This window comes from Streptomyces sp. TP-A0874 (assembly GCF_001748085.1).
Classification (GTDB): domain Bacteria; phylum Actinomycetota; class Actinomycetes; order Streptomycetales; family Streptomycetaceae; genus Streptomyces.
On sequence record NZ_BBZK01000009.1, the window covers coordinates 241,170 to 257,146 of the forward strand.

Annotated in this window: 11 protein-coding genes; 4 read left to right on the top strand and 7 right to left on the bottom strand. The window is 69.4% G+C overall.

Translation table 11 applies throughout. From position 1 onward, the window contains the following. Positions 1-129: 129 nt before the first annotated feature. The 7 genes from BGP73_RS17005 to BGP73_RS17035 all read right to left on the bottom strand — a co-directional run bounded on the left by BGP73_RS17005 (position 130) and on the right by BGP73_RS17035 (position 10,602). Entirely contained in the window at positions 130-1,218 is a 1,089-nt protein-coding gene (locus BGP73_RS17005) for an ABC transporter ATP-binding protein (protein WP_069815754.1), read from the bottom strand. After that, entirely contained in the window at positions 1,211-2,269 is a 1,059-nt protein-coding gene (locus BGP73_RS17010; protein ID WP_069815756.1) for an ABC transporter ATP-binding protein, read from the bottom strand. Before BGP73_RS17010 ends, BGP73_RS17005 begins: the two co-directional genes overlap by 8 nt. An 11-nt stretch (positions 2,270-2,280) precedes the next feature. Continuing rightward, positions 2,281-3,276, bottom strand: coding sequence for an ABC transporter permease (locus tag BGP73_RS17015; RefSeq protein WP_079127605.1), 996 nt, complete (start codon positions 3,274-3,276; stop codon positions 2,281-2,283). Continuing rightward, on the bottom strand, positions 3,269-4,198 hold the full coding sequence (locus tag BGP73_RS17020; RefSeq protein ID WP_069815763.1) for an ABC transporter permease: 930 nt from the start codon (positions 4,196-4,198) through the stop codon (positions 3,269-3,271). Before BGP73_RS17020 ends, BGP73_RS17015 begins: the two co-directional genes overlap by 8 nt. 137 nt (positions 4,199-4,335) lie before the next feature. Next, entirely contained in the window at positions 4,336-5,958 is a 1,623-nt protein-coding gene (locus BGP73_RS17025) for a peptide ABC transporter substrate-binding protein (RefSeq protein WP_069815764.1), read from the bottom strand. Positions 5,959-6,528: 570 nt separating this feature from the next. Then, positions 6,529-8,397: a translational GTPase TypA gene (typA, locus tag BGP73_RS17030; protein ID WP_069815766.1), complete on the bottom strand. Its 1,869-nt coding sequence runs from the start codon at positions 8,395-8,397 to the stop codon at positions 6,529-6,531. Between the two features lie 312 nt (positions 8,398-8,709). Then, positions 8,710-10,602 carry an ABC transporter family substrate-binding protein gene (locus BGP73_RS17035; RefSeq protein ID WP_079127606.1) on the bottom strand — a complete coding sequence of 631 codons (1,893 nt, stop codon included), beginning with the start codon at positions 10,600-10,602 and terminating at the stop codon, positions 8,710-8,712. Positions 10,603-11,013: 411 nt separating this feature from the next. On the opposite strand from BGP73_RS17035, the gene BGP73_RS17040 reads away from it, so the two are divergent. The 4 genes from BGP73_RS17040 to BGP73_RS17055 all read left to right on the top strand — a co-directional run bounded on the left by BGP73_RS17040 (position 11,014) and on the right by BGP73_RS17055 (position 15,844). Beyond that, positions 11,014-11,856 (top strand): hypothetical protein, encoded by an 843-nt coding sequence (locus tag BGP73_RS17040; RefSeq protein WP_069815768.1) that lies wholly within the window; start codon positions 11,014-11,016, stop codon positions 11,854-11,856. Between the two features lie 33 nt (positions 11,857-11,889). Further along, entirely contained in the window at positions 11,890-13,863 is a 1,974-nt protein-coding gene (locus tag BGP73_RS17045) for a fumarate reductase/succinate dehydrogenase flavoprotein subunit (protein WP_069815770.1), read from the top strand. After that, on the top strand, positions 13,860-14,627 hold the full coding sequence (locus BGP73_RS17050) for a succinate dehydrogenase/fumarate reductase iron-sulfur subunit (protein WP_069815772.1): 768 nt from the start codon (positions 13,860-13,862) through the stop codon (positions 14,625-14,627). The genes BGP73_RS17045 and BGP73_RS17050 overlap by 4 nt, the downstream gene beginning before the upstream one ends. 155 nt (positions 14,628-14,782) lie before the next feature. After that, positions 14,783-15,844, top strand: a complete 1,062-nt coding sequence (locus BGP73_RS17055; protein WP_069815774.1) for a LacI family DNA-binding transcriptional regulator — start codon at positions 14,783-14,785, stop codon at positions 15,842-15,844. The last annotated feature ends 133 nt before the right edge of the window (positions 15,845-15,977 follow it).

Below are 15,977 nucleotides of genomic sequence, written 5' to 3' on the forward strand. Positions count from 1 at the left end.
CGGCGTCGGGAGCACCCGATCAGCGCACCGGCCGACCGCCCCCGCCACGCTCTCCTCGACCGGCGGAACGGCGAGGGGCGTGCCGCGGCACCAGCCGTGGCACGCCCCTCGTACGGGCCTCCGTCGCGCCTACGCGGCGCCGACCACGTCCTTCTCCTCCGCGAAGTGGCAGGCGGACTCGTGGGCGGCGCCCGAGTCACTGCCCACGAAACGCTCGGGGATGGCCAGGAGGGGGGTCTCCTGGGCGCACTTCGGCTGGGCCTTCCAACAACGCGTACGGAACCGGCAACCCGACGGCGGATCCGCCGGCGAAGGCACATCCCCGGTCAGCAGGATCCGATCCCGACCCTCCCGCGCCTCCGGATCAGGCACCGGCACCGCGGACAACAACGCCTGCGTATACGGATGCGTCGGATGCTCGTACACCTGGGTGTCCGTACCGATCTCCGCCATCTTCCCCAGATACATCACCCCCACCCGATCCGAAATATGCCGCACCACCGAAAGATCATGCGCGATGAACAGATACGAGAGCCCGAACTCGTCCTGCAACCGCTCCATCAGGTTGATCACCTGAGCCTGCACCGACACATCCAACGCCGAAACCGGCTCATCACAGATGATGATCTCCGGATTCAACGCCAGCCCCCGAGCAATCCCGATCCGCTGCCGCTGACCACCCGAGAACTGATGCGGATAACGATGGATGTACTCCGGGTTCAACCCCACCACATCCAACAACTCCCGCACCCGCTGCTGCCGATCCCCCTTCGGCGCCACCTCCGGATGAATATCAAACGGCTCACCGATGATGTCACCCACCGTCATCCGCGGATTCAACGACGTGTACGGATCCTGGAACACCATCTGAATGTTCCGCCGCACCGCCTTCAAAGCCCGCCCCGACAACCGCGTGATGTCCTCACCCTTGTAGAACACCTGGCCCGAGGTGACCGTCTCCAGGTTCATCAACAGCTTCGCCACCGTCGACTTACCGCAGCCGGACTCCCCCACGATCCCCAGCGTCTCCCCCGGATACAGCTCGAAGGAGATCCCGTCCACCGCCTTGACCGCACCGATCTGCCGCTTGAACAGGATCCCCTGCGTCAACGGGAAGTGCTTGACCAGGTCACGAACCACGAGAATCGGCTCACCCCGGTCGGACCCGGCCGGGCTGGTCTCCCCGGTCGGGGCGGCCTGCTTGGTCAGCTCAGCCATGGATCGTCTCCTTCCAGAAGTGGCAGGCGCTGGTGCGGCCCTCGAGCACGCCGCCGTCCGCCTCGGTGACCTGGTGCAGCTCGGGGAGGTCGGTGCGGCAGACGTCCTGCGCCTTGGGGCAGCGCGGGCTGAACGGGCAGCCGGCGGGGATGCGGGTCAGGTTGGGCGGCAGACCCTTGATCGCGTAGAGCTCCTGCCCCTTCTGGTCGAGGCGGGGGATGGAGTCCAGCAGACCCCGGGTGTACGGATGCGCCGGCCGCCGGTACAGCTCCCCCACCGGAGCGGTCTCCACGATCCGCCCCGCGTACATCACCGCGATCTTGTCCGCCACATCCGCCACCACACCCAGATCGTGGGTGATCAGGATCAGCCCCATGTTGTACTCACGCTGAAGCTCCGCCAGCAGATCCATCACCTGGGCCTGCACCGTCACATCCAGCGCCGTCGTCGGCTCGTCCGCGATGATCAGATCCGGCTCCAAAGCCAACGCCATCGCGATCATGATCCGCTGACGCATACCACCCGAGAACTGATGCGGATAATCCCCCACCCGCTGCCTCGCCGCCGGAATCCGCACCCGATCCATCAACTCCACCGCCTTCGCGGTGGCAGCCTTCTTCGACAGCCCCTGATGCACCCGGAACATCTCACCCAGCTGATAACCCACCGTCAGCACCGGGTTCAACGCCGACAACGCGTCCTGGAAGATCATCGCGATCTTCCGACCACGAATCCGACGCCGCTCCTCATTCGACAGCGTCAGCATGTCCCGCCCCCGGAAGAGGATCTCCCCCTTCGGGATCCTGCCCGGCGGCATGTCGAGGATGCCCATGATCGCCTGGGCCGTCACGGACTTGCCGGACCCCGACTCACCGAGCACGGCGAGGGTCTCCCCGGCCGCCACCTCGTAGTTGACGCCGTTGACCGCGTTCACCACGCCGTCCCTGGTCGCGAACTCCACGTGCAGGTCGCGGACCTGCAGCAGCGGCTGGCCGCTGTCGTCCCCGCCCCGCGCGACCGGGGCGTTCTCCGTCTTGTCGATGATGGTCACGTACGCCTCCCTCAGCGCAGCTTGGGGTCGAGGGCGTTGCGGACCGCATCGCCGAGCATGATGAAGGCAAGGATGGTGAAGCTCAGCATCAGCGAGGGGAACAACAGGACGTGCGGGGCGACGCGCAGCGCGTCCTTGCCCGAGGAGACGTCGATGCCCCAGGAGATGGTCGGGTCCGAAAGGCCGATTCCAAGGTACGACAGCGTGGCCTCGGCCGAGATGTAGCCACCGAGGTTGATCATCGCCACCACGATCACCGGGGCGATCGCGTTCGGCAGGATGTGCCGCGTCAGGATGCGCCGGGTACCGGCTCCCAGCGCCTTGGCGGCCGTCACGTAGTCGGACTGCTTCGTGGTGATCACCGAACCGCGCATCACCCGGGTGATGGACGTCCAGCCCAGGAAGGCGAGCGCCGCCACCACCACCCAGACCTGGCGCTTCTCGAAGGTGGTGAGCACCACCATCGCGCCGAGCAGGAAGGGGATGCCGAAGAAGATGTCGGTGACGCGGGAGATGAGGGTGTCGATCCAGCCGCCGAAGTATCCGGCGAGCAGGCCGAAGATCGTGCCGGTGACGAGCACGATGGCCGTCACCGTGACACCCACGATCACCGAGGCGCGGGTGCCGTAGATGATCCGGGTGTAGATGCTGCGGCCCTGGCCGTCGTAGCCCAGCCACTCGGGCGAGAACCAGTGGGAGAACTGCGGCCCCTGGAGGAAGTGGTTCTGCAGGTCGCCGTCGCGCGGGTTGACGCTGGTGAACATCCCCGGGAAGGCGACGATCACCAGCAGGAACAGGATCAGCGCGGCGGAGACCAGGAACATCGGGTTGCGCCGCAGGTCGTGCCAGGCGTCGCTCCACAGGCTGCGCGGTTTGCCGGGCGCCGGACCGGACTCCAGCTGCTTCTCCGGCGCGGGCGCCGGCCCCGTGCTGGCGGCCGGCTCGGTCGTCGCGAGGGCACCGCCGGAGGCGGCCGCGGTGCTACGCGGTTCGGAGAGCTCAGGCATAGCGAATCCTCGGGTCCAATACGGCGTACAGCAGGTCGACGATGAGGTTGACGACGAGGTAGATCAGGACGATCAGGGTGACGATGCCGACCACGGTCGACCCCTCACGTCGCTGGAGCGCCTCGAAGATCTCCCGGCCGATGCCCTGCACGTTGAAGATGCCCTCGGTGACGACGGCGCCGGCCATGAGGTTGCCGATGTCCACGCCGAGGAAGGTGACCACCGGGATCAGGGAGTTGCGCATCAGGTGCATCGAGATGATGCGGCGCCTCGGCAGACCCTTGGCCACGGCGGTGCGCATGTAGTCGGCCCGCATGTTCTCCGCGATCGAGGTCCGGGTGAGCCGGGCGACGTACGCCAGGGAGAGCGCGGCCAGCACGATGGCCGGCATCAGCAGCTGCCCGATGTTCATGGAGTCCTGGACGGTCGGGGTGATCCACCCCAACTGGTTCGCGAAGATCCACTGGAACAGGTAGCCGAGCACGAACGACGGCACCGAGATGAACAGCAGCGTCAGGAGGAGGACGACGGTGTCCGTCTTGCGGCCCGCCCGCAGGCCGGCGACGAGGCCGAGGCCGATGCCCATGACCACCGTGAAGCCGAACGCCAGCACGGTGAGCCGGATGGTCACCGGGAGGGCCTGCGAGATCACTTCCGCGACCGGCCGTTGGCTCGCGATCTGCTGGCCGAAGTCACCGTGCAGCAGACCCACGAGATAGTCGAAATACTGCACGAAAATGGGCTTGTCGAGCCCCAGTTCCCCTCTGATCTTGGCGATCTGGGCGGGGTCGATGGTCTGTTCCCCCCAGAGTGCGCGCACGGGGTCGCCGGGCAGCACGTACATCATGAGAAAGACCATCAGCGTGGTCCCGATGAACACCGGGATCATCTGGAGCAGTCGCCGAGCGACATATCGCCCCATCGTTCCTCCATGTCGGTCGCAGCCAGGGACCGACGGGCCGGCCCCCGGGTCCGGAGGTGGCCCGTCAGCCCCCACTGGCGCACGGGTGCGGACGGCCGATTCGGCTCAGCCGCACCCGTGCGCTGTCTGCTCGGTGATTACTTGGTGATCTCGATGTCCGTGTAGACCGGGTCGCCCTGGAAGTTGATCCCGAAGTTCTTCACGTTCTCGCCGATCCCGGAGTTCGTCTTGTAGTACCACAGCGGGATCGCGGGCATCTTCTCGACCATGGCCTTCTCCGCCTCCTGGTACGCCTTCACCGCGGCGTCCAGGTCCGTGGCGTTGTCGCCCTGCTTGAAGAGGTCGTCGATCTCCTTGTCGGCGAAGCCGCTGGTGTTGCCGGCGGCCTTGGAGCCGTACAGGTCACGCATGAAGTTGATGTTCAGCGGGTAGTCGGCGACCCAGCCACCGCGGTACATCGACTTGACCTTGTTGGCGTCGCGGGTGTCCAGGTCGGTCTGGAAGTCCGGCTTCGCGTCACCGACGCAGTCGACACCGGTGGCCTTGCGGATGCTGTTGCAGACCGCGTCGACCCACTCCTTGTGGCCGCCGTCGCTGTTGTACTGGATCATGATCTTGTTACCCGGGATGCCGCCACCCTCCTTGATGAGGGACTTGGCCTTCTTCGGGTCGTAGCTGAAGACGTCGCTGAGGTCCTTCTGCTCACCCTTGACGCCCTCGGCCACGAAGCCGGAGGCGGGGTCACGGGTCTCGTTCAGCACGGTCTTGGTGATCGTGTCGCGGTCGATCGCCATCGACAGGCCCTGGAGGACCTTGGGGTCGATGTCCTTGAACGTGTCGCTGTAGAAGGCCGGGACGATCGACTGCACCGCGGCGTAGGGCTGGTCGATGGAGCGGTCGCCCAGGTCGGCCTGGCGCTTGGGCAGGTCCTTCGGGCCGATCTGCCGGATGATGTCCAGGTTGCCGGAGAGCAGGTCCTGGTAGGCGGCCTCGACCGTGCCGTAGTTCTTGAAGACGACACCGCCGTTCTTCGGCTTGTCGTCACCCTTGTAGTCGTCGAAGGCGACGACCTCGATCTGCTTCTTGTGGGTCCACGACTTGAACTTGTACGGACCGTTGCCGACCGGCTTCTCACCGGCGGCCTTCGGGTCCTCGTAGAAGCTCTCGGGCAGCGGCGACCACACGTCGTAGCCCAGCTTGTAGTCGAAGTACGGGATCGAGTCGGAGAGCTCGATGGTGAAGGTCATGTCGTCGACGACCTTCAGGCCCTCCATGGCGTCCTTGGTGGGCTTGCCCTTCTCCGGGTGGACGTCGTCGAAGCCCTTGATGTCGGAGAACCAGTAGCTGTTCGTCTGGTTGTTGTCGATGTTGGCAGCCCAGTTCCACGCCTTGACGTAGGACTCGGCGGTCACCGGGGTGCCGTCGTGGAACTTCCAGCCGTCCTTGAGCTTGACCGTCCAGGTCTTGCTGTCGTCGCTGGTCACCGACTCGGCGTTGGCCATCACGACGTCGCCGTTGTCGTCGAAGCCGACGAGCGGGGTGAACAGCGCCTGTATGACCTGCGAGCCGTTGGACTCCTTGGCGTTGGCGGGCTGCAGCGGGTTCTGCGGCTCACCGACGTCCACGGACACCGACGCCTTGGGGTCGACCTTGCCGCTCGCACCGTCGCTCTTCTTGTCCCCGCCACCACCGCAGGCGGTCGCGGCCATGGCCACGACGATCGCGCTGACGACCCACTTCGCGCTTCTGGCACCGCGCATGAGTGTGCCTCCTCAGGAGTCCTTAGTCATTACCTGGAAGGGCGCCAGTTGCGCGCTGACACCCCTGACAGCAACGGCCGGCCCCCAGTGCTCGAGAGTCGGCGCCCCACAGCGCGTGACCCATAGACCGAGCTCAATGGACCCCACTATCGGTCAAGTTCGCCCAGTAAAACCACACGTAAGGGATCTCGGTTTGGTCACATCAACCGCGCCCCGCATGTCGAAATCTGGACATATCAAGCCCATACAGACAGGCGCGAAACGGACTGTTGTGACCACTTCCGGAGAAGAGGCACCGCTATCCGGACAGTCAACAGAGAAAACCGTTTGACCGCCGAAGCTCCCGCATGAGTCAGCACCGCACCCTCCGGCGACCCGACGGACAGCGGCCGCTCGCACACTGCTTCGCGAGTGGCCGTGACTGCCGCCGGACACCTCACCGGAGGTTCCGGTCCAGCTCCCGGTAACCGGCCGGGCCGTTCCCCGACGTCCCGGGCCGAGAAGGAGTCTACGCGCATTGCGCGAGGATCGGGAGGGCGGGCCCGGACAAGCCGGGGCCCGCCCTCCGGACTACTGCCGCTTGGCTCGGGAGGCCGCCCGGCCCCGCTCCTTCTGGTCCAGCACGACCTTGCGGATCCGCACCGTCTCCGGAGTCACCTCGACGCACTCGTCTTCCCGGCAGAACTCCAGCGCCTGCTCCAGGGAGAGCTTCCGCGGCGGCACCAGGTTCTCGGTGACGTCGGCGGCCGCCGCACGCATGTTGGTGAGCTTCTTCTCCTTGGTGATGTTGACGTCCATGTCGTCGCTGCGGGAGTTCTCGCCGATGATCATGCCCTCGTAGACCTCGGTCCCCGGCTCGACGAAGATCACACCGCGCTCCTGCAGGTTGATCATGGCGAACGGTGTCGCCACCCCGGCCCGGTCGGCCACCAGCGAGCCGTTGTTGCGGGTGCGCAGCTCACCGTGCCAGGGCTCGTGGCCCTCGGAGATGCTGTGCGCGATCCCGGTGCCCCGGGTGTCGGTGAGGAACTCGGTACGGAAACCGATCAGCCCGCGGGAGGGCACCAGGAACTCCATCCGCACCCAGCCAGAGCCGTGGTTGGTCATGGTCTCCATCCGCCCCTTGCGGGAGGCCAGCAGCTGGGTGATGGCGCCCAGGTGCTCCTCGGGGGCGTCGATGGTCATGCGCTCCACCGGCTCGTGGAGCTTGCCGTCGACCGTCCGGGTGACCACCTCCGGCTTGCCGACCGTCAGCTCGAAGCCCTCCCGGCGCATGGTCTCCACCAGGATCGCCAGCGCCAGCTCGCCCCGGCCCTGCACCTCCCAGGCGTCCGGCCGCTCGGTGGGGAGCACCCGGAGCGAGACGTTGCCGATCAGCTCCCGGTCGAGGCGCTCCTTGACCATCCGGGCGGTGACCTTGTGGCCCTTGCCGCCCTTCCCGACCAGCGGGGAGGTGTTGGTGCCGATCGTCATGGAGATGGCCGGCTCGTCGACGGTGATCAGCGGCAGCGCGATCGGGTTCTCCGGGTCGGCGAGCGTCTCGCCGATCATGATGTCCGGGATGCCGGCGACGGCGCAGATGTCACCCGGGCCGGCCACCTCGGCCGACTGCCGGGTGAGCGCCTCGGTCATCAGCAGCTCGGTGATCTTGACGGTCTGCTGGGAGCCGTCCCGCTTGATCCAGGCGACCTGCTGGCCCTTCCTCAGGTGGCCCTGCTGGACCCGGCAGAGCGCGATCCGGCCCAGGAAGTTGTCCGCGTCCAGGTTGGTGACGTGCGCCTGGAGGGGCGCCCGCTCGTCGTACTCCGGCGCAGGGACGGTCTCCAGCAGCGTGGTGAAGAGCGGTTCCAGGTTGGCGCTGTCCTCCGGGACGGTGCCGTCCGCCGGCTGGGTCAGCGAGGCCACCCCGACGCGCGCGCAGGTGTAGACGATCGGGAACTCGATCTGCTCCTCGGTCGCGTCCAGGTCCAGGAAGAGGTCGTAGGTCTCGTCGACCACCTCGGCGATCCGGGCGTCCGGCCGGTCGGTCTTGTTGACGCAGAGGACCACCGGCAGCTTCGCCTGGAGCGCCTTGCGCAGCACGAAACGGGTCTGCGGCAGCGGGCCCTCGGAGGCGTCCACCAGCAGCACCACGGCGTCGACCATCGACAGACCGCGCTCCACCTCGCCGCCGAAGTCGGCGTGGCCCGGGGTGTCGATGATGTTGATGGTGACCGGGTCGCCGCCGTCGGAGGGGTGGTAGGTGACCGCGGTGTTCTTCGCGAGAATGGTGATGCCCTTCTCGCGCTCGAGGTCGCCGGAGTCCATCATGCGCTCGTCGAGCTGCTGGTGGGCGGCGAACGAGCCGGCCTGCCGGAGCATGGCGTCGACGAGGGTCGTCTTGCCGTGGTCGACGTGGGCGACGATGGCTACGTTACGGATGTCATGGCGCGTGGACATACTGCGGGGCTACTCCCGATTCGTGAATGACGTCACGTACGGTCCGGCACGCGCGCCCGCCGGGCGGATCCGCCTCGGTCCTTCCCATCGTACGGCCGGGAGGGGCGGCCGGTTTCCGGCAGGGGAGGGGGCGCCCCGCTTCCGCGGGGCGCGGTTGCCGACGGCTGCGCGACGGCGAGCGGGCTCCTGGCGCCACCCGACCCCGCCTCGGGTTGTCACCGGCCGACGACGCACCGTGTCACCGCCCCTCCTGCGTCCTGGTCCCGAAGCCGCAGGAGGCCCCTCGCTGATCCCCTCGCCATGGCGCAGTCGTTACTTGCGGAAGCCGATGTCCTGGTAGCGGGGCGTGGCGTAGCCGAAGGCGCCGGCGTTCACCAGGCTCTTCCGCGCCACCACCAACTGCGGCCGCTGGTAGAGGGGGATCGAGCCGGCCACCGCCCAGATCCTGGCGTCCGCGCGTCTCATCAGGTCACCCGCCGCGCCCTCGTCCAACTGGCCGGCCGCCTCCTCGAAGAGCTGGTCGATCCGGTCGGTGCCGACCCGGGTGTAGTTCTGGCCGACCAGCAGCGAGCCGTCGGCGCCCGCCTCCGGCTTGCCGTAGATCGCGCGGGCGTCGGTGGCCGGGAAGGGCGTCGCCGGCCAGGAGTAGAGGGCGAGGTCGTAGTCGCCGCCGGCGATGCGGTCCCGGAGGTAGCTGCCGTCGTCCACCTGCTCCAGCTCGGTGCGGATACCGACGGCCGAGAGCATCTCGGAGATCTGCCGGGCCACCGAGCGCAGCGGCTCGGTGCCCGGACTCGACGGCAGCACGAACCGCAGGGCGAGCGGGTCGCCCGCCTTAGTCAGCGGCCTCCGGTCGTACTCGGACCTGCCCTGTGCGGTGTCGGCCCGCGCGGGGCCGGGCCGGCCACCGTCCGACCGCTCCGGATCGGTGCCCGAGCGGGAGTCCTCGCGGCCCTCGCCGTCCGCCTCGACCGTCCCCCTGCCCTGGTGCCAGCCGGCGTCGGAGAGCAGCGCCCGCGCCGCGTCGGTGTCGTGTCGGCCGAGCACACCGCTGTTGTCCTGGTAGCCCTGTTGTCCGACCACCCGCAGGTGGTTGCCGAGCGGTCTGGCCGGCAGGCCGTACGGCTTCAGCGCGGCGGAGGCGATCTGCCGCCGGTCGATCGCCCGCGCCACGGCGCGGCGGACCCGCTGGTCCGCCAGTGGGCCGTCGGCGCCGTTGAGCGCCAGCTGGGTGTAGCCGGGCGCCAGCGACTTGCGGAGCTGGTAGTCGCGCAGCTCGGACTTCCTCCCGGATGTCTGGGCGGCCGCCGCCCCGATCCGGCGCGCCGCCGGGCCCGCCACCTCGGCGAGGTCGATCCGCTGCGCTTTGAGCGCCTCCTCCCGGCGGCCGGCGGGCACCGCCTGGAGGACGAGTTCGTCCAGCTTGGCGCGCTCTCCCCACCAGTTCCGGTCCCGAGCGAGGGTGACGGTGCCGGCCCGCGGATCGCGCGCCTTGATGCGGAACGGCCCCGCGCTCGCCGCCAACCGGGTGCGGGAGCCGTCGTTGAACGCCTCCGGGCTGCTCATCACGGACTTCGGGTACAGGGGGGTGAACAACGCCCGCCAGTCGCCGTAGGTCTTCTTGAAGGTCACCCGCACCTCGTGGTCGCCTTCGCCCCGCTCGACCTTCTCGATCCGGTCGTAGCCGGCGTTGTGCGCGCTCCCGAAGGCCGGGTTCCGGCCGCTCAGCGCCTTCCACTGGGCGGTGAAGTCCGCGGCGCCGATCGCCCGGCCGTCGTTCCAGGTCGCCTTCGGGTTCAGCCGGTAGACCACCACCTGGCGCGGTTCCCGCCGGACGACGGTGGCCCCGGCGAGGTAGTCCTCGTTGCGTTCCGGCCGGCCGTGCCGGTCGAGGGTGAAGAGGGCGGGGAGGACGGCCTCGGCGATCCGGTCGCCGGCGGCGTCGCCGTCCGTCTGGAAGGTGTTGAAGGTGCCGGGCATGGCGTCGATCGCCCAGCGGGCGGTGCCACCGTCCCGGACCAGGCCGCGGGGGGTGGCGGCCAGATCCTGCGGAACCGCCGGAACGCCGGCCCCCGCACCGTCGGTCTCGCAGCCGACCAGCAGGGGGAGTGGCAGCAGCGCGCCCGCCGCCAGGAGGACCGGCCAGCGCCGCGGCCGGCGCTGGCCGGGCGGAGCGGTCCGCCGCCGGACGGAGTCGACGCTCATGGTGGTTACCTCCGGGCCATCGCAGCTTCAGCCGTCAAGGCTCGGCACACCCAGACCACGTACGATCGAACACGCGTGCCGAGCGCCCCTCGCGAGGACGTTCTGCCGCTCATCACATGTACGCCGGGCCTCTGAGGGCGATGGCTCCCCCGCCCCCCGGCGCGCCTCCCGCGGCCACTCGGTTTGCCACCCGGAGGGAGCAACGCGCGGAGCGGCCTCGCGGCCGGGTGAGCCGAGGCGGCACCGCCGCAGAGCGCCGCCGAACAGGGGTCGTGCGACCCCCGGAAGGGCGAGCCGGAGCCGGCGCACACCAGTTCACCCGGGCACATCTCGCATGGTCTCTTCACAAGCACATGTGGGACGCGTCACACTCACGGAGTGTCGCCAGCCGCCAGCACGACGGAGTCTGCCTTGGCATCCAGCACTGACACCCCCACCGGCACCGGCGCCTCAGGCGGTGCACGCCGCGGCGTGCACTCCCCCGACCGCGCCGCCGTCTCCGCAGCCCATCTCCGCACCGACCGCTGGTGGCTGGCGCCCGCCGCCACCAGCGCCGGACTGCTCGCCTTCGTCGTCTACTCCACCTGGCGGGCGCTGTCCAACGCCCACTACTACGCGGCGCCGTACGTCTCGCCGTTCTACTCGCCCTGCCTGGCGGAGAGCTGCCAGACGATGCGGTCCGGCCCGAACTGGCCGCTGTTCGGCGACTGGTGGATCGTCTCCCCCGCGCTGATCATCCTCGTCTTCCCGCTCGGCTTCCGGCTGACCTGCTACTACTACCGAAAGGCCTACTACCGGAGCTTCTGGGCCGCGCCTCCCAGCTGCGCGGTCGCCGAACCCCACGCCCGGTACACCGGTGAGACGCGCTTCCCGCTGCTGCTCCAGAACCTGCACCGCTACTTCTTCTACGCGGCGGTGCCGGTGGCCGGGGTCCTGACGTACGACACCGTGCTCGGCTTCCGCGACCATGACTACGAGTGGGGCCACATGGGGCTCGGCACCCTGGTGATGCTCGCCAACATCGGGCTGATCTGGGCGTACACCATCTCCTGCCACTCCTGCCGGCACATCATCGGCGGTCGGCTGCGGCACTTCTCGAAGCATCCGGTGCGCTACCGCCTCTGGAGCTGGGTGGGCAGGCTCAACACCCGCCACATGGAGTTGGCCTGGGCCTCGCTGATCAGCGTGGCGCTCGCCGACTTCTACGTCTACCTGCTCGCCGTCGGCGCCTTCGCCGACCCCAAGCTGTTCTGATCCCAGCCCGAGCCTGAGAGGGACACGAACACAATGACGCAACTCGAACGGCAGGAGTGGGACGTGGTCGTGGTCGGCGCCGGCGGCGCCGGGCTGCGAGCCGCCATCGAGGCCCGGGAACAGGGCGCCCGCGCCGCCGTCATCTGCAAGTCGCTGTTCGGCAAGGCCCATACGGTGATGGCCGAGGGCGGCATCGCGGCCAGCATGGGCAACGTGAACGCCGGGGATGACTGGCAGGTGCACTTCCGCGACACCATGCGCGGCGGGAAGTTCCTCAACGACTGGCGGATGGCCGAACTCCACGCCCGTGAGGCGCCGGACCGGGTGTGGGAGCTGGAGAGCTGGGGAGCCCTCTTCGACCGCACCCCGGACGGCAGGATCTCGCAGCGCAACTTCGGCGGCCACGAGTACCCTCGGCTGGCCCACGTCGGCGACCGCACCGGCCTGGAGCTGATCCGCACCCTCCAGCAGAAGGTCGTCTCACTCCAGCAGGAGGACTTCCGGGAGCACGGCGACCACGAGGCGCGGCTGAAGGTCTTCCAGGAGTGCACCGTCACCCGGATCCTCCAGGACCCCGACGGCCGGGCGGAGGCCGAGGCCGGCCGCGGGGCGGTCTCCGGCGTCTTCTGCTACGAGCGCGAGACCGGCCGCTTCTTCGTACTGGAGGCGCCCGCCGTGGTGCTGGCCACCGGCGGGATCGGCAAGTCCTTCAAGGTGACCTCCAACTCCTGGGAGTACACCGGCGACGGCCACGCGCTGGCGCTGCTCGCCGGCGCCCGGCTGACGAACATGGAGTTCGTGCAGTTCCACCCGACCGGCATGGTCTGGCCGCCCTCCGTCAAGGGGATCCTGGTCACCGAGTCGGTGCGCGGCGACGGCGGGGTGCTGCGCAACAGCGCGGGCGAACGGTTCATGTTCGACTACGTGCCGGAGGTCTTCCGGGAGAAGTACGCCCAGAGCGAGGAGGAGGGCGACCGCTGGTACGTGGACCCGGACAACAACCGGCGACCGCCCGAACTGCTCCCCCGGGACGAGGTGGCCCGCGCCATCAACTCCGAGGTCAAGGCCGGCCGCGGCTCTCCGCACGGCGGCGTCTTCCTCGACGTCTCCACCCGGATGCCCGCCGAGGAGGTCCGCCGCCGGCTGCCGTCGATGTACCACCAGTTCCGGGAGCTGGCCGACGTCGACATCACCGCCGAGCCGATGGAGGTCGGCCCCACCTGCCACTACGTGATGGGCGGGGTCTGGGTGGACCCGGACACCGCGGCGGCCCGCGGCGTGCCCGGACTGTACGCGGCCGGGGAGGTCGCCGGCGGCATGCACGGTTCCAACCGGCTGGGCGGCAACTCCCTCTCCGACCTGCTGGTCTTCGGCCGGCGCGCCGGACTCCACGCCGCCCGTGCCGCTCTCGACCGGACGACCGGGCGCCCGCGGGTACCCGGGACTGCGGTGGACGAGGCGGCCGCGGAGGCGCTCCGCCCGTTCAGCGCCGAGGCGCTGCCGCCCGGTGAACTGCACGACGCCGGCCCCGCGGAGAACCCCTACGCCCTGCACCGGGAACTCCAGCAGACGATGAACGACCTGGTGGGCATCATCCGGCGGGCCGGTGAGATGGAGCGGGCGCTGGACCAGTTGGCGGTGCTTCGGACCCGGGCCCGCCGCGCGGGCGTGGAGGGCCACCGCCAGTACAACCCCGGCTGGCACCTCGCCCTGGACCTGCGGAACATGCTGCTGGTCAGCGAGTGCGTGGCCCGGGCCGCCCTGATGCGCACCGAGAGCCGAGGGGGGCACACCCGCGAGGACCACCCGGAGATGGACCGCGCCTGGCGGAACAGGAACCTGCTGTGCGCGCTCGCCGCTCCGCGGGACGGTTCCGGGGCGGCCGCCGCCGACACGGCGGCGATCGAGATCGTCCCGACCACGGTGCCGCCGATCCGCCGGGATCTGTTGGATCTCTTCGAACGCGATGAACTGACCAAGTACCTGGCCGACGAGGAGCTCTCTTGACGCAGAATGCGCACTTCAAGGTGTGGCGGGGCGATGCGGACGGTGGCGCGCTGGCCGATTACGACGTCGAGTTCGAGGACGGGGAGGTGGTCCTGGACGTCATCCACCGCCTGCAGGCCACCCAGGCCCCGGATCTCGCCGTCCGCTGGAACTGCAAGGCGGGCAAGTGCGGATCCTGCAGCGCGGAGATCAACGGCAGGCCCCGGCTGCTCTGCATGACCCGGATGTCGGTCTTCGAAGCGGGCGAGACGGTCACGATCACCCCGATGCGCACCTTCCCGGTGATCCGGGACCTGGTCACCGACGTCTCCTTCAACTACGAGAAGGCGCGGCAGATCCCGTCCTTCGTGCCACCTCCGGGGCTGGAACCGGGCGAGTACCGGATGCGGCAGGAGGATGTCGGCCGCTCGCAGGAGTTCCGCAAGTGCATCGAGTGCTTCCTGTGCCAGGACGTCTGCCATGTGATCCGCGACCACGAGGAGAACAAGCCCGCCTTCGCCGGCCCGCGCTTCCTGATGCGCATCGCCGAGTTGGACATGCATCCGCTGGACGCGGCGGAGGAGACGGGCACGGACCGCAAGCGCACCGCCCAGGAGGAGCACGGCCTGGGCTACTGCAACATCACCAAGTGCTGCACGGAGGTCTGCCCCGAGAACATCAAGATCACCGACAACGCGCTGATCCCGCTGAAGGAGCGGGCCGTCGACCGGAAGTACGACCCGCTGGTCTGGCTGGGCAGCAGGATCCGCCGCCGGAAGGGCTGAGCGCCCCGCGGAACCGGTGGAGCGGGCTGCCCGGCGCCCTCCGATGGCCGCGGTTGCCCGATGGTGATCGGCCGACCTAGCATGAATGCGCTTTCAGGCCTCCCCGTCGGGCGCGGGCGAGTGCAGCCACCGAACAGGAGCGGACGGTCGGTCGGGTGAGTGCCCCCACGGTGTACGACGTCGCGGAGCAGGCCGGTGTCTCGATCGCGACGGTTTCACGGGTCTACCGGAACCCGGATTCCGTGCGCCCCGGCACCCGCGACCGGGTACTCCAGGCGGCCCGCGGACTCGGCTACGTGCCGAGCGGCAACGCCCGGGGCTTGGCCAGCCGGAGTACCGGGGTGCTGGGGCTCTGCTTCCCCGACTACGCCGATCCGGACGCCGAAGCATCCGCGGAGTCCGACGAGACAGACGCCGCCGAGATGATGCTCTACTCCGACGAGATCATCCGCGGCATGGAGCGGGCTGCCCGACGCCACGGCTACGCCCTGTTGATCGCGGCCTCGCTGGCCGGGGGGCCGGAGAGTCTGGTCGCCAAGGTCGCGGGCCGGGTGGACGGCTTCGCGGTGCTCGCCCGCACCGTCCCGACCGAGGACCTCGAAGTGATATCTCGCCGGCTCCCGGTCGTGATGCTCGCCGGCCCGCGCGAGATCGACCACCTCGACCACATCGAGGTCGACAACGCCGCCGGTCAGCGGGAGCTGACCCGCCACCTCATCGCGGACCACGGCTACCGTCGGCTCGCCTTCGTCGGCGGTGAACCGGACTCACCGGACGCGGAGGCGCGCTTCCGCGGCTACCAGGCCGCCTGCCGCGAGAGCGGACTGCCGGTGCCGGACCAGCCGGACCTGCGGGCGGAGATGACCCAGGCGGAGGGGCGCCGCACCGCGGCCGCACTGCTGGCGCGCGGCGGCGAACCACCGGAGGCCGTCCTCTTCGCCAACGACCAGATGGCGGTGGGCGCGCTCCAGGCCCTGGAGCGGCGGGGGGTACGCGTGCCCGGCGACATCGCGGTGACCGGGTTCGACGGCATCCCGCTCAGCCGGCTGGTGCGCCCGGCGCTGACCACCGTGCGGCAGCCGACGCGCCACCTCGGCGAACAGGCCGTCGAACTGCTGGTACGGCGGCTCGCCGACCGGGAGCGGGAACCGGTCTCCCTGATGCTGCCGGTGACCGTGACCCGCCGCGCCAGTTGCGGCTGCCCCGGCCAGGACTGAGAGCGGAGCCCTCTGGGGCGCCGGAGCTCCTCCCGTCACCGCCTCGCACGAATCCCCGGCCCGCACCGCGCTGAGCCGGCGCCACATCCTGGCCGAGGCAGGGTCCCCCCCCCGCTCCTCCCCGGCGGACGCT